At 61.8% G+C, this 19,757-nt stretch carries 14 protein-coding genes; 12 read left to right on the top strand and 2 right to left on the bottom strand.

Going from position 1 to position 19,757, the window contains the following annotated elements; translation table 11 throughout:
- Positions 1-7 precede the first annotated feature (7 nt).
- From murG to murB, 3 genes are read left to right on the top strand one after another with little or no spacing between them, the layout of a single operon-like run.
- The gene (gene murG / locus CRO46_RS04055; protein ID WP_425479231.1) at positions 8-1,132 is read left to right on the top strand and encodes an undecaprenyldiphospho-muramoylpentapeptide beta-N-acetylglucosaminyltransferase; all 1,125 of its coding nucleotides are present in this window, start codon (positions 8-10) and stop codon (positions 1,130-1,132) included.
- A complete protein-coding gene (gene murC, locus CRO46_RS04050; protein ID WP_097105272.1) occupies positions 1,129-2,553 on the top strand; it encodes a UDP-N-acetylmuramate--L-alanine ligase in 1,425 nt (474 codons plus the stop codon). The genes murG and murC overlap by 4 nt, the downstream gene beginning before the upstream one ends.
- Entirely contained in the window at positions 2,550-3,527 is a 978-nt protein-coding gene (gene murB / locus CRO46_RS04045) for a UDP-N-acetylmuramate dehydrogenase (protein WP_097105271.1), read from the top strand. Before murC ends, murB begins: the two co-directional genes overlap by 4 nt.
- A gap of 373 nt (positions 3,528-3,900) precedes the next feature.
- Here murB and CRO46_RS04040 read toward each other — a convergent pair whose 3' ends face one another.
- On the bottom strand, positions 3,901-5,817 hold the full coding sequence (locus tag CRO46_RS04040) for a putative bifunctional diguanylate cyclase/phosphodiesterase (RefSeq protein ID WP_097105269.1): 1,917 nt from the start codon (positions 5,815-5,817) through the stop codon (positions 3,901-3,903).
- A 465-nt stretch (positions 5,818-6,282) separates the two neighbouring features.
- Here CRO46_RS04040 and CRO46_RS04035 point away from each other — a divergent pair, with 465 nt between their 5' ends.
- The 7 genes from CRO46_RS04035 to recN all read left to right on the top strand — a co-directional run bounded on the left by CRO46_RS04035 (position 6,283) and on the right by recN (position 15,215).
- The gene (locus tag CRO46_RS04035) at positions 6,283-7,221 is read left to right on the top strand and encodes a D-alanine--D-alanine ligase (protein ID WP_097105267.1); all 939 of its coding nucleotides are present in this window, start codon (positions 6,283-6,285) and stop codon (positions 7,219-7,221) included.
- On the top strand, positions 7,209-8,138 hold the full coding sequence (locus CRO46_RS04030) for a cell division protein FtsQ/DivIB (protein WP_244577754.1): 930 nt from the start codon (positions 7,209-7,211) through the stop codon (positions 8,136-8,138). Before CRO46_RS04035 ends, CRO46_RS04030 begins: the two co-directional genes overlap by 13 nt.
- A complete protein-coding gene (gene ftsA, locus CRO46_RS04025; protein ID WP_097105263.1) occupies positions 8,135-9,463 on the top strand; it encodes a cell division protein FtsA in 1,329 nt (442 codons plus the stop codon). Before CRO46_RS04030 ends, ftsA begins: the two co-directional genes overlap by 4 nt.
- Before the next feature lie 57 nt (positions 9,464-9,520).
- Complete coding sequence (gene ftsZ / locus CRO46_RS04020) at positions 9,521-11,248, top strand: cell division protein FtsZ (protein ID WP_097105261.1); 1,728 nt, start codon at positions 9,521-9,523, stop codon at positions 11,246-11,248.
- 278 nt (positions 11,249-11,526) lie between these two features.
- Positions 11,527-12,480: a UDP-3-O-acyl-N-acetylglucosamine deacetylase gene (gene lpxC, locus CRO46_RS04015; RefSeq protein ID WP_097105260.1), complete on the top strand. Its 954-nt coding sequence runs from the start codon at positions 11,527-11,529 to the stop codon at positions 12,478-12,480.
- Between the two features lie 183 nt (positions 12,481-12,663).
- The gene (locus CRO46_RS04010) at positions 12,664-13,530 is read left to right on the top strand and encodes an outer membrane protein assembly factor BamD (RefSeq protein ID WP_097106481.1); all 867 of its coding nucleotides are present in this window, start codon (positions 12,664-12,666) and stop codon (positions 13,528-13,530) included.
- An 11-nt stretch (positions 13,531-13,541) separates the two neighbouring features.
- Positions 13,542-15,215, top strand: a complete 1,674-nt coding sequence (gene recN / locus CRO46_RS04005) for a DNA repair protein RecN (RefSeq protein ID WP_097105258.1) — start codon at positions 13,542-13,544, stop codon at positions 15,213-15,215.
- A gap of 94 nt (positions 15,216-15,309) precedes the next feature.
- Here recN and CRO46_RS04000 read toward each other — a convergent pair whose 3' ends face one another.
- Positions 15,310-15,939: a hypothetical protein gene (locus CRO46_RS04000; RefSeq protein WP_097105256.1), complete on the bottom strand. Its 630-nt coding sequence runs from the start codon at positions 15,937-15,939 to the stop codon at positions 15,310-15,312.
- Positions 15,940-16,095: 156 nt separating this feature from the next.
- Here CRO46_RS04000 and ligA point away from each other — a divergent pair, with 156 nt between their 5' ends.
- Entirely contained in the window at positions 16,096-18,201 is a 2,106-nt protein-coding gene (ligA, locus tag CRO46_RS03995; RefSeq protein ID WP_097105254.1) for an NAD-dependent DNA ligase LigA, read from the top strand.
- 377 nt (positions 18,202-18,578) lie between these two features.
- Positions 18,579-19,715, top strand: coding sequence for a hypothetical protein (locus tag CRO46_RS03990; RefSeq protein ID WP_097105253.1), 1,137 nt, complete (start codon positions 18,579-18,581; stop codon positions 19,713-19,715).
- The last annotated feature ends 42 nt before the right edge of the window (positions 19,716-19,757 follow it).

Genomic DNA, 19,757 nt, shown 5'->3' with positions numbered 1-19,757 from the left:
CAACATGGTGGAGAGCAAGCTTTTTCTGTTGTCCGCGGGCGGCACCGGCGGACATCTGTTTCCGGCACAGGCGCTGGCGCATGAGCTGACGGCGCGCGGACACCGGGTCCATCTGGTCACCGACAGCCGCGCCGAACGGTTTGCCGGCACGTTTCCTGCTTCCGAAATCCACGTGGTGCGCTCGGCCACCATCGGTTCGAAAAATCCGATCAAGGTGATCAGGTCGCTGTGGACCCTGTTCAAGGGCGTGCGCGAAGCCGGTGCGCTGTTGCGCAAGATCCGGCCCGATGCGGTGATCGGCTTCGGCGGTTACCCGACAATCCCGCCGCTGCTGGCGGCGTCGAATGCCGGCCTTCCAACCATGCTGCACGAGCAGAATGCGGTGATGGGCCGTGCCAACAAGGCGCTGGCCTCAAGGGTCAAGGCAATCGCTGGCGGTTTCCTGCCAGAGGGCAAGGGACGCTATGCCGACAAGACCGTGGTAACCGGAAATCCGGTGCGGCCGGAAGTCATCACGGCGGCTGCGATCCCTTATGTTCCATCACTTGAGGGCGAGCCGTTCCGGCTGGTGGTGTTTGGCGGCAGCCAGGGCGCCCAGTTCTTTTCCGACGCCATTCCCTCGGCCATTGCGCTGTTGCCGGACGACTTGCGCGCCCGGCTGGAGCTGACCCAGCAGGCCCGGCCGGAAGACGAGGCAGAGGTGCGCGCCCGGCTCGAGGAAATGGGCGTCAAGGCCGACGTGTCACCCTTCTTCACCGATATGGCGGCACGCATTGGTGCAGCGCACCTGGTCGTGTCCCGTTCCGGCGCCTCGACCGTATCGGAAATTGCCGTTATCGGCCGTTCGGCCATTCTGGTGCCCTATCCCTTTGCACTCGACCATGACCAGGCGGCCAATGCCCAGGCGCTGATGGCCAAGGGCGGAGCGAGCGTGGTCAAGCAGTCTGAGCTTTCAGCCCAGCTTCTCTCCGACATGATCGCGGACCGCATGAACGATCCCGCCGGGCTGGCATCGACCGCCTCTGCCGCCCAGGCTACGGGGAAACCCGACGCCGCGCGCTTGCTTGCAAATCTGGCAGAAGCTATTGCGGAGGGCATCAGTGTAGATCAATTCAGGAGTTCGACCGCATGAAGATGCCACAAACCATCGGCCTGGTTCATTTTGTCGGCATCGGCGGCATCGGCATGAGCGGCATTGCCGAGGTGCTCAACAATCTCGGCTACAAGGTTCAGGGCTCCGACCAGTCGGAAAGCGCGAATGTGCAGCGGCTGCGCGACAAGGGCATCGAGGTGCATATCGGCCATTCCGCCGCCAATCTCGGCGACGCTGAGGTGGTGGTGGTCTCGACCGCAATCAAGAAGAACAATCCCGAGCTGATGGCGGCGCGCGAGCGGCTGCTGCCGGTGGTCCGCCGGGCCGAGATGCTGGCCGAACTGATGCGCTTCCGCAACGCGATCGCGATTGGCGGCACCCACGGCAAGACCACCACGACATCGATGGTGGCGACGCTGCTGGAAGCCGGCGGGCTCGATCCGACGGTGATCAATGGCGGTATCATCAATGCCTATGGCACCAATGCCCGCATGGGCGAGGGCGAATGGATGGTGGTGGAGGCTGACGAAAGCGACGGCACCTTCCTCAAGCTGCCCGCCGATATTGCCATCATCACCAATATCGATCCCGAACATCTCGATCACTACGGTACCTTTGATGCCGTGCGCGCGGCGTTCCGGCAGTTCGTCGAGAACGTGCCGTTCTACGGCTTCGGCGTGATGTGTCTCGACCACCCGGAAGTGCAAACGCTGGTGAGCAGGATCGAGGACCGCCGGGTCATCACCTATGGCGAGAACCCGCAATCGGATGTGCGCTATTCAAACCACCGCATGGATGGGCCGGTGTCGGTGTTCGACGTGGTGATCAACAGGCGCAAGGCCGGCGAGGCCGTCGAGCTCAAGGATCTGCGGTTGCCGATGCCCGGCAAGCACAATGTTTCCAATGCGGTTGCCGCGATCGCCGTGGCGTCGGAACTCGGCCTGACACCGGACCAGATCGCCAAGGGGCTTGGCCAGTTTGGCGGGGTAAAGCGGCGCTTTACTCATACGGGCAGCTGGAATGACGTCGAGGTGTTCGACGACTACGGCCACCACCCGGTCGAAATCAAGGCCGTGCTTTCGGCGGCGCGCGATGCCTGCAAGGGCCGGGTGATCGCGGTCGCCCAGCCGCACCGTTTCACACGGCTTGAAAGCCTCTTCGACGAGTTTTCCGCCTGTTTCAACGACGCCAACACGGTGATCATGGCACCGGTCTACGCTGCCGGCGAAGACCCGATCGAAGGCATCGATTCGGCGTCGCTGGTCTCGAGCATGAAGGCCGGCGGTCACCGTGATGCACGGTTGATCGACGGTCCGTCGGCCTTGGCGCCCCTGATCGCCGAGATCGCCAGGCCGGGCGATTATGTCGTCTGTCTGGGTGCGGGCACTATCACGCAATGGGCCAATCAGTTGCCCAAGGAACTCAATGCGCTGAAACCTGCCTCGGGAGACACCGCATGAAGCCGCTTCAGGTCGACGGAGAAAGGCTGCTGGCCTCGCTCGAAGGAAAACTGGGCGAAGTGCGCGGACGGCTGACGCCGAATGCCGAGATGTCGAAGGTGACGTGGTTTCGCACCGGCGGTCCGGCTGAAGTTCTGTTCCAGCCTGTTGACGAAGACGACCTGTCCGCCTTTCTGGCCGTGCTGCCCGAGGAGGTTCCGGTGCTGCCAGTCGGGATCGGCTCCAACCTTCTGGTTCGCGACGGCGGCATTCCTGGTGTCGTCATCCGGCTGTCGGCAAAAGGCTTTGGCCGGGCCGAGCAGGTGTCGGATACCCGGCTCGCAGCGGGGGCGGTCTGCCCTGACAAGCATCTGGCCGCACTGGCGCTCGAGAGCGGACTTGGCGGCTTCCATTTCTACCACGGCATACCCGGAGCCATCGGCGGCGCGCTTCGGATGAATGCTGGCGCCAATGGCGTGGAAACGCGCGAACGGGTTGTCGAGGTTCATGCCATCGACCGAAAAGGTGAGCGGCATGTGCTGTCGAATGCCGATATGGGCTATGCGTATCGCCATTCCTCGGCGCCCAGGAACCTGATCTTCACACGGGCTATCTTCGAAGGTGCGCCAGCCGACAAGGAGCAGATCCGGGCCGACATGGATGCCGTCCAGCATCACCGCGAGACGGTGCAGCCGATCCGCGAGAAGACCGGAGGCTCGACCTTCAAGAACCCGGAAGGCCATTCGGCCTGGAAGGTGATCGACGAGGCGGGCTGCCGTGGACTGACCGTGGGTGGGGCTCAGATGTCACCGATGCACTGCAACTTCATGATCAACACCGGCACAGCCTCGGCCTACGAACTCGAAAACCTTGGCGAAACCGTCCGCGCGCGTGTGCTGGAAAACTCGGGCATCCGTCTCGAATGGGAAATCAAACGCCTCGGCCTCTTCGAACCGGGCCAGGTGGTGCAGGAGTATCTGGGGCAATTGGTGTAATGGCGTTCCCTGCCGGGTGATCGTCAGGGCGCGGTCGAAATCAACCGCAGGTCTTTGTTCTCCTTGGCAAGCAGTTTCAAAGGCTATCTTTCTACCATACCGCGGATCTCAGAGGTGGGTTTTCACGGCGGATTACGCCAGGTTGAAAGCGAAGTGCCGAGAAGCACGGGGGGCGTGAAGAGCAAGACGTTCTGAAAAGCGACGCAGGTCCACGGCCGACGGGGAGTCCCGGAAGGGGGATGCTGAGCAATAAGCGCGAAATTTCCGCGGAATCTGCCTTGCGACCTGCCGATGTTTTACCGGCCGACAGGTTTCAAGTCTTTGCCTGAAGACTTATGCCGGCTTTCTGCACCTGCATGGTTGGAAATCTGGACTAGGCCGTGATTAGCTGGTCTGATGCTTCGATGGCGGCTGAAACTTGCTGATCGGAGAGCATCCGACGTGCATCGTCTCCGCTCATTGGCCGTCCATACAGGTAGCCCTGAATCAGGTCGGGATTGAGAGATTCGAGCAGCGTCATTTCGTCTTCGGTTTCGACGCCCTCCAGGACACATCGAAGATCGAGCTTCCGGCACAGGCTGATGATGCCGGAAACGATTTCGCGCGAGGTGGCGCTGTGCGGCACTCTGCGGATAAAGCTTCTGTCGATCTTGACCTTGTCGAGCGGCAGCTGGTCGAGATACCCGAAACTGGAATAACCCGATCCGAAATCGTCCAGCGCAATCTTGCAGCCGCTGCTTCGCAGTATCTCTATCATATTGGTAGCGGTCACCAGGTCTGACATCACCGCGGTTTCCGTGATCTCGAACTCGATGCGGCTTGGTGACAGCTCCGATTTCATGATTTGACCGAGCAGCGAAAGGATGAAGGCCTGATCGGAAATGTCGCGCGCCGAGAGATTGAAGGAGAGGCTGACGTCCTGCGGCCATGTTGCGAGTTCGGCGAGCCCTTTCTGGAACAGGATGCTGGTCAGTTTCTGAATCGAGCCCGAGCGTTCTGCCACGCGGATGAACTGATCCGGGCCGACGCGGCCAAGCTTGGGGCTCTGCCAGCGGGCGAGCGCCTCAAAGCTCAGTACGCGGTTCTCGCCTGGCGAGTATTGCGGCTGGAACAGAAGATAGAGTTCTTCTGCGAGATTGCCTTCACGCAACTCCCGCTCGATTGCGATCGCCTGTTTCATCTCCGTGTTTTCGGCCGTGTCGAACAACACACATTGGCCGCGGAACTGGCTCTTGGCCTTGTAAAGCGCGAAATCGGCCTGTTCGTAGAGCTGCCCGGTGCTCAAGCCGGTGTCGGGAAAATGGGTGAAGCCCGCCGAAGCCCCTACGGTGAGTTCGATCTGGTCGATGATATAGGGAACGGACATGGCCCTGATGCGGCTCTCTACCCGTTGCCTGAGTTCCGCCTCGGTTACGTCGCCCGGGACAATCGCGACGAATTCGTCGCCACCGATCCGGCCTATCGTCACGCCGGCGGACACCATCTCACTGGCCCTGTCGACGGCCGCACACAGCAGCCGATCGCCGGTAACATGGCCATAAACGTCGTTGATGCCCTTGAAACCATCGAGGTCGAATATGCCCAACCAGAATGGTTTGCGGCGCGCAACCATCAAATCGATCTGTTCAAAGATTGCCCGCCGGTTGGGGATGCCGGTCAACATGTCGGAATCGGCCAGAGCACGGGCCTTCACCGTCAGTTCATCGGCCAGCAGGCGCGCATCGATCTGGCGCAATATGGCGCGCCGGAGCAGCCCTGCGATGCTGATCGCAGCAAAGGCTGTCGCGACCGCAATCGAGGCATATTCCGCAAACAGATCGGCCGGGAGGGAAGAGGCAAACCAGTAGAGCGTCCCCAGCGCAAGGGAAACGCTTGCCAGCATGGTTCGGGTCGTGGCGCTGGTTATCGCGAAAATGAACGCCAGCACCACGAAATAGATGTAGCGCGTCTGCACGTTGTAGACGAGCAGATAGCTCACCAGGTTGAAGTACATGAACAGATGCATCATCAGGGTGATGACTTCGAGCCTGGGCAGCTCGATCTTTCCCTTGACTGACAGAAGCCGGTGAAAAAAATAGAAGCTGACAGCGGTGGTCATGCTGATGAAGCTGTACATTGCCAGCAGTGCCCCGGTCTGGGTTTGCGAATGTTCCCAGGTCACGAAGACATAGTAGGCACAGGCGGGGATCAGGATTGGACGCAGGATCGGGACGTAGGATTGGGCGATCGCCTGCTGCCGGGTAGCGTCCTCCGGTTTCCTGCGTTGATCGACCGGCGGAGCGATGTTCATCGGACGACGTCTTTCCTGTCCCTGGGCCGCACCTTGCCTGGCCGAAAGAATGCGATCGTCCCCTGGGCTGGATGCAGACATCCGCTCTGCTGATGGCAGCAGTCGGCAGGGAGACGGTGGCGGTTCAAGGCGGTTTGCGCTTCAATCATCAAGCACCGAATACATTAGCTCTCTTTAACATAGTGTTAGAGCAACACACTGAATTTCAGTGTTGTTCATGGGAGCGTGCCGATGTTGTTCGTCTAAAGACTGCGGCAGCTCCGCGGTGTTTTGGCGGCAGCTGATCTTTTCCAGGCGGCGTGGTTCTGGTTTGCGCAACCGCTCAAGAGGGCGGCTTGGCGCAATCTTCGCTTGCTAAGGTGAGGGTAAGCTGCGTTTTGGCTTCCGCCAAACATCTGACCGAACAGGCGATTAGGCAGCATGAGGCCGTCTCTTACCGGACCGGCTTTGATATGAGGGAACTACATGACCGCTGACAAATCGACAAAACACGTGGCCGTGCTTTACGGCGGCTTCTCTTCCGAGCGCCCGGTCAGCCTGGCGTCGGGCGAGCCGTGTGCCGCTGCGCTTGAGGAGGCTGGTTACAGGGTCACCCGTGTCGATGTGGGGCAGGATGTGGGCGCCGTGTTGTCCGAGCTCAAGCCGGATGTGTGTTTCAACGCGCTGCATGGGCCATTCGGTGAGGATGGCACCATCCAGGGTGTGCTTGAATATCTGGGCATTCCCTACACCCATTCGGGAGTTACGGCCTCTGCGTTGGCGATGGACAAGCGGTTGTCGAAGATTGTTGCCAAGTCGGTCGGCATTCCTGTGGCCGAATCGAAGGTGATGAATAGGCATGACTTTACCTCTGCCCATCCGATGCAGCCTCCTTATGTTGTCAAGCCGGTCAATGAGGGGTCGAGTTTCGGCGTCGTTATCGTCAGCGAGGGGCAGACGCATCCGCCGCAGATAATCACCTCGAAAGACTGGAAATATGGCGATGTGGTCATGGTCGAAAGGTACATCTCGGGGCGCGAGCTGACCTGCACCGTCATGGGTGATGTGGCGCTGGCGGTGACCGAAATCGTGCCGCAAGGACACAGCTTCTACGATTATGATTCGAAATATGTCGCCGGGGGCTCCAAACACGTTTGCCCGGCAGAAATTTCACCAATTGTTTACCAAAAAATACGTATGTTGGCCCTGAAGGCGCATCAAGCGATCGGCTGTCGCGGCGTGAGCAGGTCCGATTTCCGTTATGATGACCGTTTCTCCGAGGACGGAGAGGTCATCTGGCTCGAAGTCAACACCCAGCCCGGCATGACACCGACATCGCTAGCGCCCGAAATGGCCCTGCAGGCAGGGCATTCGTTTGTAGAATTTGTCAGCTGGATGGTGGAGGACGCTTCGTGTCGTCGATAAGGGGAAGCAAGGGCAGAGCCGCTTCAGCGGTCAGCACGTCGGAACGCGATGCGTTTTCCGGCGCGTTCGTTCTGCCGCGTTTCCTGCGCCGCCCGGCGCGTTACGGCATGGCGCTTGCAACGGGCCGGGTGAACATCCGCCCGCATACAGGCTCCTTCGCAACGGTTGTCTTCCTGGCCGTCACCGGCCTGTACGGCATGGCGCTGGGCGGCCACACCCAGTCCGTTAGCCAGGCCCTGACAACAGGCGCGGGCTTCGCGCTCGAGGATGTGCATGTCAGCGGCAATGTCGAAACCTCCGACATCGATATCCTCCAGCAGCTCGGCCTTGACGGCTCGACTTCTGTGGTGGCGATCGACGCGCATGCGGCGCGCGAAAAGCTCATCGAACTGCCCTGGGTCACCGACGCCCATGTCCAGAAGATCTACCCGCGCGGGCTTTCGGTGCGGCTGACCGAACGCAAGCCTGTGGGCATCTGGCAGCACGGGCACCGCTTGGCGCTGATCGATGCGCGCGGTGACGTGATCGCGCCGCTCAATGGCGCCCGCCATGCCGACCTCCCGCTCTATGTCGGCCTTGGCGCTGACGTCCATGCGGACGAACTTGAGGCCCGGCTGCTGTTCTATCCGGAACTGCGTGCACGGGTGAAAGCTGCCATCCGCATCGCCGACCGGCGCTGGGATCTGCGGCTCGACAATGGCGTGACACTGAGCCTGCCTGCGGAAAATATCGGCGCTGCGCTGAAACGTTTTGCCGAATTCGATGCCGGCCGTGACGTGCTGTCGCGCGATATCACGGCTGTGGACCTGCGCCTCGAAGACCGTGTGACGCTGCGGCTGAGCGAAGCCTCCCACGAGCGCCGCAAGCAGGCGCTGGAGGCCCGTGCCAAATTGATCAAGGCGGGTCAAAAGTCGTGAGCCTGTTCCGTCCCTCTTCCATGCTGCCCCGGCTCAAGCCCCTCTCTTCCAAGCGTGTCAGCATCGTCACGGTGCTTGATATCGGTTCTTCGAAAGTGGTCTGCATGATCGGCCGGCTGACGCCCGTCGAGGCTTCGGAAGTGCTTTCCGGACGCACCCACAGCATCGAAATTCTCGGTATCGGGCACCAGAAGTCGCGCGGCATCAAGGCCGGGGTGATCTCGGATATGGATGCGGTGGAAAATTCGGTCCGACTCGCGGTTGATTCCGCCGAGCGGATGGCCGGAGTGACGGTGGAAAGCCTGATCGTCAATGTCACTGCCGGACGGCTGGGCAGCGAAACTCACACCGCATCGGTCAATCTTGGTGGTCACGAAATTGCCGCTGGTGATCTCGCCATGGTGGTCAACGCCGCGACCCGGCAGAGCCAGCTCAACGAGCGCGCCATTCTGCACTCGCTGCCTTCGAGCTACACACTCGACGGCGAGCGTGGGATCCGCGATCCGGCCGGGATGTATGGCGATCTTCTGGGCGTCGACATGCATGTGCTGACAGCCGATCGGGCGCCGCTGAAGAATCTGGAATTGTCGATCAACCGGGCGCATCTGACCGTCGAGGCGATGGTGGCGACACCTTACGCCTCCGGGCTTGCCGCGCTCGTCTCCGACGAGGCTGAAATGGGCTGTGCCGCCATCGACATGGGCGGCGGTACCACCACGATCTCGGTGTTTTCGGAAGGCAAGCTGGTTTATGCCGACGCCATCGCGCTTGGCGGTCATCACGTGACCATGGATCTGGCGCGCGGACTGTCGACACGGCTTGACGATGCCGAGCGGATCAAGGTCGTGCACGGTTCGGCACTGCCGCAGGCAGGCGAAGACCGCGACGTGATCTCGATTCCGCCATTTGGTGAAGATGAACGCGATCTGCCGACCCATGTGCCGCGCGGGCTTGTTTCGCGCATTGTGCGCGCCCGGGTCGAGGAAACACTGGAAATGCTGCGCGACCGGATCCAGCAGTCGGGCTACGGCTCGCTTGTGGGCAAGCGGGTCGTGCTGACGGGCGGCGCCAGCCAGATGACCGGACTGGCGGAATCGGCCCGGCGGATCCTTGCGCGCAACGTGCGTATCGGCCGGCCGCTGGGCGTTTCCGGGCTGCCGGCTTCGGCGAAGGGGCCGACATTCTCCACTGCTGTAGGCCTGATGATCTATCCCCAGGTCGCACATCTTGAATCACACGGCACGGGTGAGGGCGGCTTTGCCGCAATGACCGGCGCCGGCGGCCGACTGACCCGCATGGGGCAGTGGCTCAAAGAGAGTTTTTGAATTCACCGAATTGGCCGACGCGGCGGTGCGGCCATGCCAAAGGAAGGAACGGGTGCCATGACCATCAATTTGCAGAAGCCGGACATCACCGAGCTGAAGCCCCGCATCACGGTGTTCGGGGTCGGCGGCGGCGGTGGAAACGCCGTCAACAACATGATCAATGCCGGACTGCAGGGTGTTGATTTCGTTGTCGCTAATACAGACGCGCAGGCCTTGACCATGTCAAAGGCCGAACGTATCATCCAGCTCGGCGCCGCCGTGACCGAAGGCCTCGGTGCCGGGTCGCAGCCGGAAGTCGGCCGCGCGGCCGCCGAAGAGTGCATCGACGAGATCCTCGACCACCTCAACGGCACCCACATGTGCTTCGTCACCGCAGGCATGGGCGGCGGCACCGGCACAGGCGCGGCTCCTGTCGTGGCCCAGGCCGCGCGCAACAAGGGCATCCTGACGGTCGGTGTGGTTACCAAGCCATTCCATTTCGAAGGGCAGCGCCGGATGCGTCTGGCCGAAGCGGGTATCGAGGAACTGCAGAAATGCGTTGATACGCTGATCGTGATCCCGAACCAGAACCTTTTCCGCATCGCCAATGACAAGACCACCTTTGCCGACGCATTCGCAATGGCTGACCAGGTGCTCTACTCCGGCGTTGCGTGCATCACCGACCTGATGGTCAAGGAAGGCCTGATCAACCTCGACTTCGCCGACGTCCGTTCGGTGATGCGCGAGATGGGCCGCGCGATGATGGGCACTGGCGAAGCTTCGGGCGAGGGCCGCGCAATGGCTGCCGCCGAAGCTGCGATTGCCAACCCGCTGCTTGACGAGACCACGATGAAGGGCGCTCAGGGTCTGCTGATCTCGATCACCGGCGGCCGCGACATGACCCTGTTCGAAGTCGACGAAGCTGCGACCCGCATCCGCGAGGAAGTCGACGCCGACGCCAACATCATCCTGGGTGCGACGTTCGACGAAGCGCTCGAAGGCCTTATCCGGGTTTCGGTGGTTGCCACCGGCATCGACCGGATCGAAGGGGCTGTCGAGCAGCGTCCCGCAGCACCCCGTCCGGCAACAGCTGTCAAGCCGCAGGCACCGCAGACGGCCCGTCCAGCCGCCGCCGCGCCGCAGGCTGCAACAGCCGGGCCTGCTGATCCGGTGGCTCAAACCATCCGTTCCGTGGAAGACGAACTCGAGCGCGAACTCGATATTGCCAGCGAGATCGAGCTGGCAGCCCAGAGCCAGGCGGCCAAGCCCGCACCGGTCGCGCAGCCGGGCTTTCAGCCCAACAGCCGGCTGTTCGCCGATGCGCCGCGGCAGCCTGCACCGGCCCCCCAGCAGCCGGCCATGACCGCGCCGCAGCGCCCGGCGCCGGCGGCAGCTTCCGAGGCGGCACCGCAGCAGCCGGTCGCTCAGCCAGTTCGCACACCGCCGGAAATGAGCCCGGAAATGCAGTCGACCCGGATGCCGCGCGTGGAGGATTTTCCGCCTGTCGTGAAGGCTGAAATGGAGCATCGGGCTCAGCCGCAGGGACATGCGGACGAGCGTGGCCCGATGGGCTTGCTCAAGCGGATTTCCAGCACGCTGGGCCGCCGCGAAGAGGACGAGACTCAGCATGCCGCTCCGGCAGCTGCGGCGCCGCAGGCCCGTCGCCCGCTGTCGCCTGAAGCCAGTGTCTATGCGCCGCGCCGCGGGCAGCTGGACGATCAGGGCCGGGCAATGCCGCAGCCTCGCTCCAGCCATGACGACGAACAGCTCGACATCCCGGCCTTCCTCCGCCGTCAGGCGAAATGATATCGTGACTGTTGTTGCCGAATACGGACATGGCGGCCAGATGGCCGCCATGTCTTTTTTAACTGGTTGTTTAGCATGATCTTTCGAATGTTGCAGGTTCGTAACAGAAGGATAAAAAGCGTGATTTGGCATGTCAGGCCCATCATCCTATCTTGCCTGCCAACAACTATGGGCTGGGGTGGTCGGAAGAGCTGGGGAGGCTCGGCACTGCTCCTGACAATTGGGGATAGCGCGGTCATGAATGACCGTGTCATGTATTGCGGGAAACGGCGACATTCATGAGCAGTGATGTAGTAGGTTTGCAGACCACGATTGCGCGGTCGATTTCACTCTCTGGCATCGGAGTCCATTCCGGTGAGGCTGTTTCCATTTCCTTTCATCCTGCCGATCCCGACAGCGGCGTCGTCTTCAACCGTCAGCTCGCATCCGGCGACGTCGTCAGCGTTCGCGCCGTATCCTCACAGGTAGGCTCGACGGATCTTTGCACGCTGCTGGGCAAAGCTCCCGACCGCTCGATCGCGACGGTCGAGCATCTGATGGCTGCGCTCTACGCACTCGGCGTCGACAATATCAGCATTGAGCTTGATGGCGGCGAAGTGCCGATCATGGACGGCAGCGCAGCCGTGTTCATCGAGGCTCTCGATTCGGCAGGTCTGGTCAATCATTCGGTCAAGCGCCGCTATATCCGCGTGATCAAGCCGGTCCGCATCGAGATGGGCGGGTCCTGGGCGGAGTTCAGCCCGCACAATGGCACACGCTTTGAAATCGACATCGATTTCGAAACGCCGCTGATCGGCCGCCAGTCCTGGAAGGGCGAGGTGACCGCCGACACGTTCCGCCGTGAACTGGCGCGCGCTCGCACCTTCGGGTTCATGCGCGACGTGGAGCGGCTGTGGGCTTCGGGCCATGCGCTGGGCTCTTCGCTGGAAAATTCCGTTGTGATCGGCGATGACGACAAGGTCGTCAATATCGAGGGTCTGCGTTATCGTGACGAATTCGTCCGTCACAAGACGCTTGATGCCGTGGGCGATCTGGCGCTGGCCGGTGCACAGTTTATCGGCTGCTACCGCAGCTATCGCGGTGGCCACAAGCTCAACGCCCTGGCCCTGCGTGCGCTTCTGGCCGATCAGTCGGCCTATGATGTGGTCGAGGCACCGGCCCGGCGTGACACGGTGCGGCATGGCGAGTTGGTTGCCGTCAATGCCGCAGTGTTCGCACCCTGGGCTCTTTAGGGGGCCAGCTCTGCCGCGGCGGCCGTCACACTGTGCCTAAACTCGTGATATTATAGAGGATCGCTGCCACAAATTTGCGGCAAATCGTCTTCATGACGTTGCGAAGTTCCGTTGTTTCCGGATAGAAACGCTGGTCTGGATCTGCGGAATGCCTGTTTCCGCGGCTGTTGAGAGGTTTGCATGATGGATAGTTCGGTCAAGGGTGGGCGCGGGCGCGCGTTTCGTGTTGCGCTCCTTGTCGCCGGGATGGCCGGAGTTACTTCGGCGCTCGGCGGCTGCCAGAGCGACCCCGATATCGACATCTCCAATTATGCGCGGTCGATCGAGCCGGCTGATGTGCTTTACAATCAGGGGCTTGCGAACATGGAAGCCGGCCAGCTGACCGAAGCTGGCCGCAAGTTCGAAGCCGTCGACAAGCAGCATCCCTATTCGGAATATGCCCGCAGGGCCATGGTGATGAGCGCGTTCGTGAATTACCGCCAGGCCAGGTATTCCGAGGCCATCAACACTGCTTCGCGCTATCTCAGCCTTTATCCGAACGACGAAGACGCAGCTTACGCGCAATATATCGTCGGGCTCTCCTATTTCCGGCAGATCCCGGAGGTCACACGTGACCAGCGCAGTTCGGCACGGGCCATCGCCGCATTCACGGAAGTGATCGAGCGCTATCCCGATTCGGAGTATGTCGAGGACAGCCAGGCCAAGTTGCGCTATGCGCGGGATCAGTTGGCGGGCAAGGAAATGCAGGTCGGGCGCTATTACCAGGAGCGCAAGGAATATGTGGCTGCGGCCAACCGCTATCGCCTCGTGGTCGAACAGTACCCCAACACCCGTCAGGTCGAGGAGGCGCTGGCGCGTCTGGTCGAGACCTATTATGCGATGGGCCTCGAAAGCGAAGCGCAGACGGCGGCAGCCGTGCTCGGGCACAATTACCCGGACAGCCAGTGGTATGCGGATTCCTACAAGCTCTTGAAGACGCGTGGCCTCGAGCCGCGTGAAAACAAGGGCTCCTGGATTTCGCGCGCCGGGGCCGCCCTCGTCGGCTCCTGAAACGGACGGCAATGCTTGTCCAGCTGTCGATCCGCGATATCGTACTGATCGAGAAGCTTGATCTCGAGTTTGACGCAGGTCTGTCGGTTCTCACCGGCGAAACCGGCGCCGGCAAGTCCATCCTGCTTGATTCGCTTTCGCTGGCGCTTGGTGGGCGCGGTGATGGCAGTCTTGTGCGCCAAGGCGCAGACAAGGGCCAGGTCACGGCTGTGTTCGATGTGGGGGGCGACCACCCCGCACGGCGGCTTTTGCGCGCCAACGACATCGATGATGACGGCGACCTGGTTTTCCGGAGGGTTCAGTCGGGCGATGGCCGCACGCGGGTTTTCATCAATGACCAGCCGGCCAGCGTGGCGCTGATGCGTCAGGCCGGCCTGTTGCTGGTCGAGATCCACGGGCAGCACGACGACCGCGCGCTGATCGACATGGATGCCCACCGGACATTGCTTGATGTGTTTGGTGAATTGAGCGAACGGGCGGCGGATGTCGGACGCCTGTACGAGAGCTGGCGCGAGGCGGAGCGGGCGCTGAAAGCCCATCGGGCCAAGGTCGAGGAAGCCCGTCGCGAGGCCGATTGGCTGCGCGCGTCCGTCGATGAGCTCGAGAAGCTGCATCCGGTCGAAGGGGAAGAGGAAGAGCTCGCGGTTCGTCGCTCCATGATGATGAAATCGGAAAAGATGGCGAGCGACATCAACGAGGCCAACGAGGTGCTCAACGGCCAGGGCTCGCCGATGCCGGTGATCAGCGGGCTGGTGCGGAGGCTGGAGCGCAAGGCGCAGGAAGCGCCGGAACTGCTCAATGACACCGTGGAGGCACTCGATGCGGCGCTGAACGCGCTCGCCGATGCACAGACCGCTGTGGAGGCGGCTCTGCGCATGGCAGATTTCAATCCGCGTGAGCTGGAGGAAACCGAGGAGCGGCTGTTTGCGCTCAGGGGGGCTGCACGCAAGTACAATGTCAGCGTCGAGGCGTTGCCGGAACTGGCCGCGCGAATGGTTTCGGACCTGTCGGATCTGGACGCCGGCGAGGAACGGCTCGCGGCCATGGAGGCCCGGGTTCACGAAGCGAAAGCCGCGTTCCTGCACGGAGCCGGGCAGCTGTCCGAGCGCCGCCACAAGACCGGGGAAGCCCTAGCCGCCGCGGTGATGGCCGAACTGCCGGCGCTGAAGCTGGAACGGGCCGAATTTCTTGTCGAGATTTCCAGCGAGATCGAGAATGCCGGTCCGTCGGGCATCGACAATGTCGCTTTCCACGTGCGCACCAATCCGGGCTCGCGTCCCGGGCCGATCATGAAAGTGGCGTCCGGCGGCGAGCTTTCACGGTTTCTCCTGGCGCTGAAAGTGGCGCTGGCGGACCGTGGCTCCGCGCCGACACTTGTGTTTGACGAGATTGACACCGGGGTCGGCGGTGCTGTCGCTGACGCCATCGGCAAGCGGCTGAAGCGTTTGTCGGCAGGTGTTCAGGTGCTCTCCGTCACCCATGCGCCGCAAGTGGCGGCGCGGGCTGCCACACATCTTCTGATCGCCAAGGGGCCGTCCGATCCCGGTTCGGCGACAGTCTCGACGCGGGTCAGCACCATGGGCGCGGATGCGCGGCGCGAAGAGATTGCCCGCATGCTGGCCGGCGAGCACGTTACCGACGAGGCGCGGGCTGCGGCGGCGCGCTTGCTCGATGTGACCAACTGATAGGCCGCTGCAACGCCTTGAAATGATACATAAACGTTATCGCTCAAATGAATCCATTTGAACGCGACATGTAGTGGCCGCGATCGATCCGGCCTTACCAGAAGACCTTGTTGAATGCGGATGGCCCTTCCAGGCCGGACATCAGGCTGCTGACGCGTGAGGTGGAAGCTCTGGCGCTGTCAGTGACCCATCGCACACTTGCGCTGTCGCGGGCCTCGTTGGCGATCGTCTCGACTACGCTTCTGAGCTGGTGTGCCGTGCTCATGAAGCTGGCCGCCGTTTCAGCATCCTCCGGTGTCAGCCTGGCCGCCACCGGCGCCGGGGCCTGGTCGGCGAGGACGTCGAGATAGGCCGTCGGCAGCGGGTTGTCAGATGCCGGCTGAGCGCTTGACGGTTGCTCCAGCTCTGCCAGGGCCTTGAAGGCGGTGACAAAGCCGTTTGCAGCAGATTCAAGCTCCTTGGCCATCCGCGCAGTGTGTCCCGCCAGGAACCCCGGAGCCATGTTGAACAGCGCCAGCGTGTTCATCTGTTCTTGCAGATGCGCGAGCCGCTCTTCGGCCAAGGCCTTGCGCGACTGTGCTGCGGATTGGACAAAATTGTCGAGTTTCGCCAGCGCATCCGTCGCGGCGATCTGCGGGCGAGCCTCCACGGTCGCGCGGTCCGGAGCCGGCCGCTGCACGGCAGCTGTGGTCTGGACGGGGGCCTTATTCGAGCCGATGATCATGTGCCCGCTCGTCCTTCATGGCCGTCTGGGAGGTGTTGTAGCCGGGCAGTCTACGCGCAAAGTCTTAACGGGATGTTGATGTGGGAAGCGCGGCAGCTGCTGGCTTTTCATTCCTGCCGATTGCGCTAAAACACTCACGATTCCGGAGTGCCGCAGATGATTGACCAGACCAAGCAAGTTGACGCGCTGAGTGAAGCCGAGGCCAAGGCCGAGTTGCAACGGCTGGCGGCCGAACTGGCGCGTCATGACGAGGCCTATCACGGCAAGGACGCGCCGGTGATCCCAGATGCCGAATATGATGCGCTCAAGGCCCGTAATGAGCAGATCGAGGCCCGGTTCCCTGCGCTGGTGCGGGTCGACAGCCCGCGTTTCAAGGTCGGTGCCGCGGTGGCCGAGGGATTCAGCAAGATCACCCACTCCGTGCCGATGCTGTCGCTCGACAACGCATTCAACGACGACGACGTCCGCGATTTCGTCAACTCGGTCTACCGCTTCCTCGGCCAGCTTCCGGATCAGTCGATTGCCTTTACCGCCGAGCCGAAGATTGACGGGCTGTCGATGTCCATCCGCTACGAAGATGGCAAGCTGGTCTCGGCCGCCACCCGCGGCGATGGTACGACCGGTGAAAACGTCACCGCCAATGTGAAGACCATCTCCGAGATTCCCAATACGCTGCCTGACGGGGCGCCACAGGTGGTCGAGGTACGCGGCGAGGTCTATATGGCGAAGGAGGATTTCCTGGCGCTCAACGAACGGATGGCGGCGGAGGGAAAGCAGACCTACGTCAATCCGCGGAACACCGCAGCCGGATCGCTCCGGCAGCTCGACGCCTCGGTGACGGCGAAGCGCAAGCTTAAATTCTTCGCCTATGCCTGGGGCGAGATGTCCGAGATGCCGTCCGACAGCCAGCATGGCATGATCGAGGTTTTCAGGAACTGGGGCTTTCCGGTCAATCCGCTCACCAAACGTCTCGAAAGCATCGAAGCACTGATTGACCATTACAACGACATCGGCGTCGCCCGCGGAGATCTTCCCTATGATATCGATGGTGTCGTCTACAAGGTCGACCGGCTCGACCTGCAGGCGCGTCTGGGCTTCCGCTCCCGCAGTCCGCGCTGGGCGACTGCGCACAAGTTTCCGGCCGAGAAGGCCGCGACGCGGCTGACGGCCATCGACATTCAGGTGGGCCGCACCGGCGCGCTGACTCCGGTGGCGCGGCTCGAGCCGATCACCGTGGGCGGCGTGGTGGTGACCAATGCGACGCTGCACAATGCCGGGGAAATTGAACGGCTGGGTGTGAAGATCGGCGACGTGGTGCAGATCCAGCGCGCCGGCGATGTCATCCCGCAGGTGCTCGGCGTGGTGTCCTCGCCCGACAACGCGGTCGCCTTCGAATTTCCCTCAATCTGTCCTTGCGAGCTGAAAACGCAGGTCATCCGCGAGGAGACCGCAGGCGGCGTCGAAGGCGTCGTGCGGCGCTGCGCGGGCGAGTTTGCCTGCCCGTTCCAGCGCAAGGAGCACCTCAAGCATTTCGTCTCGCGCAAGGCCTTCGACATTGACGGGCTGGGTGAGAAACAGATCGAGTTCTTTTACGACGACAAGAGCCTGCCGATCCGGCAGCCGGCTGACATCTTCACGCTGAAAGCGCGGGACGAGGCCAACGGCCTGCAGCGGCTGAAAAACCGAGACGGCTATGGTGAAACCAGCGCGCAGAAGCTGTTTGACGCGATCGATGCTGCGCGCAGCGTCGCACTCGACCGGCTGATTTTTTCGCTCGGCATCCGCCATGTCGGCGAGCAGACCGCCAAGACGCTTGCCCGCGCCTATGGCGACTGGGCCTCGGTGCATCAAGCAGCGATGGCGATTGCCGGCGGCGACAAGGCGGCAGTCGAGGAGATGGACGCGCTCGACGATATCGGCCCGGCGGTGGTGGATGCGATCGGCCGGTTCTTCGGCGAGCCGCAGAATATCGAGATGGTGGACAGGCTCACCGAACAGCTGACCATCCAGGAAGCCGAGAAACCGGCCCAGGATTCCCCGGTTGCGGGCCTTACCGTGGTGTTTACAGGCTCGCTCGAAAAGATGACCCGGGATGAGGCCAAGGCCATGGCCGAGCGGCTGGGCGCCAAGGTGGCCGGGTCAGTGTCGAAGAAGACCGACATTCTCGTCGCCGGACCCGGCGCGGGGTCAAAGCTCGCCAAGGCTCAAGAACTCGGCGTTCGCACCATGGATGAGGACGGCTGGTTCGAATTGGTAGGCTAGGGGGCTGGTGAACGCCCTCCCGACCTGGATCATACGGAATTCCGGCCAGGTTTTCCTGCCAGGGTCTATGCTGACCCTGGTCCCGTTCCGTCCCGCCGGCGATCAACCTTTGGGCATCGGCCTCACCCCGGGGGCAGTTGTCCCGCAGTTGCTGCATCTCAGAAAATCCCCAAAAAAAACCCGCCTATGTGAGTGCGGACGGAAAAAATTTCAAATGGTCTTCGAAGTGTTTTTTGCTCCGCTCTGACGATGAGATTTGTATAGTCTTGCTTGTTCTGCCTATAATTGCGGGCAGTTCCATTGCTCGACTTCAATTTTGCTTGCGGGGCAGGGGTGGCGCCGACATGTGTGAGTGGTTGTCAGGAAAGCGTTTTCAGTTGCTGCAGGTGATGCTTCTGTCGGTAGCTGCGTTGCTCTATGGCTGCAGCACGCCCTACAGGACCCCGATAGTCGAGTATTCCGGTGAGAACACCGGCAAGTCGTTCGAGGGGATCATGAGCTATGCGGCTCAAGGCGATCTGCGCGTCGTCTGGTTGCACGGAATGTGCACTCATAGCATCAAGTGGGCGCTCGAACGGGATGCGTTCATCTCCGGGACGTTACGCGAAAGCATGGAGGCTGCAGAGTCGTCGAAAAGCAGCGCGGGCGGCAATCAGCCCTACCGCGTTACGCGCAATCATTCGGTGAGTGGGAATCATTTGGAGATGCGGTACCTGGTCTGGTCGGCTCTCAACGACCAGGCCAAGGCTGTGGTAAAATCCGCCAGCTTCAGCAAGTACGAACGCGCGGATATCAATGCCGCCCTGAAGGAGGGGTTGATCGACGACTGTTTCTCCGATGCCGTCGTCTATTCCGGCCCGGCCGGAGATCCGATCAGAAACTGGATTCGCGGTGAGGTGTGCGACGCCCTTGGTGGCGCCTATTCATCATCGGGATGCCGGATCAGGGATAACACGGATCGACACAAGACGATTTTCGTCGCCGAGAGCCTGGGCAGCAAGATTTTGTCCGACGCGCTGATCTCAATTTGGGACCTTTCCAGCAAGCGCGACAAGGCTGAGATCGAACGCCGCCTGGCGGAGGTGCAAATGATCTTCCTGCTGGCCAACCAGATCCCGCTTCTGAGCGCTGCCACGCATTCAAGCGACCCTACGGCACTGAAAATGGAAACCCGCGACACGTCATTGTCGCCGCTGGTTGAGTTGTTCGCTGCTGCAAGAACTGAGGAGAAGGCCAGGTCATTCATAGAAGCGCCAGGGTCGCAACTGAAGTTTGTTGCCTTCTCCGATCCGAATGATCTGCTGAGTTATCCGCTGGTTGGGGGCGAACACCTCCCGCAGGACATTTCGATTGCAAATGTGATTGTTTCCAATGACACGACCTTTCTCGGAAAGCTGGAACGGCCGGACACCGCCCATCGCAATTACCTCTCGAACCCCGCCGTCATCGGGGCCGTTTTCGACGGATATGACGGGGTTGCCTTTTCCCGGCGCAGCGTGCCGGCCAGCCAGTAGTCCGATGGTGGCGAGCGGGGACAGACGCGGCTGGTGGAATGG

This window comes from Parahoeflea halophila (assembly GCF_900220985.1).
In the GTDB taxonomy this organism is placed as follows: domain Bacteria; phylum Pseudomonadota; class Alphaproteobacteria; order Rhizobiales; family Rhizobiaceae; genus Hoeflea; species Hoeflea halophila.
This window is presented reverse-complemented; position numbering and strand designations above follow the sequence as displayed.

Coding starts and splice junctions, on each gene's coding strand:
- ftsZ (WP_097105261.1), top strand. CDS start 9,521: ATGACCATCAATTTGCAGAAGCCGGACATCACCGAGCTGAAGCCCCGC.
- murB (WP_097105271.1), top strand. CDS start 2,550: ATGAAGCCGCTTCAGGTCGACGGAGAAAGGCTGCTGGCCTCGCTCGAA.
- ligA (WP_097105254.1), top strand. CDS start 16,096: ATGATTGACCAGACCAAGCAAGTTGACGCGCTGAGTGAAGCCGAGGCC.
- lpxC (WP_097105260.1), top strand. CDS start 11,527: ATGAGCAGTGATGTAGTAGGTTTGCAGACCACGATTGCGCGGTCGATT.
- recN (WP_097105258.1), top strand. CDS start 13,542: ATGCTTGTCCAGCTGTCGATCCGCGATATCGTACTGATCGAGAAGCTT.
- murC (WP_097105272.1), top strand. CDS start 1,129: ATGAAGATGCCACAAACCATCGGCCTGGTTCATTTTGTCGGCATCGGC.
- CRO46_RS04035 (WP_097105267.1), top strand. CDS start 6,283: ATGACCGCTGACAAATCGACAAAACACGTGGCCGTGCTTTACGGCGGC.
- CRO46_RS04010 (WP_097106481.1), top strand. CDS start 12,664: ATGGATAGTTCGGTCAAGGGTGGGCGCGGGCGCGCGTTTCGTGTTGCG.
- CRO46_RS04040 (WP_097105269.1), bottom strand. CDS start 5,817: ATGAACATCGCTCCGCCGGTCGATCAACGCAGGAAACCGGAGGACGCT.
- CRO46_RS04000 (WP_097105256.1), bottom strand. CDS start 15,939: ATGATCATCGGCTCGAATAAGGCCCCCGTCCAGACCACAGCTGCCGTG.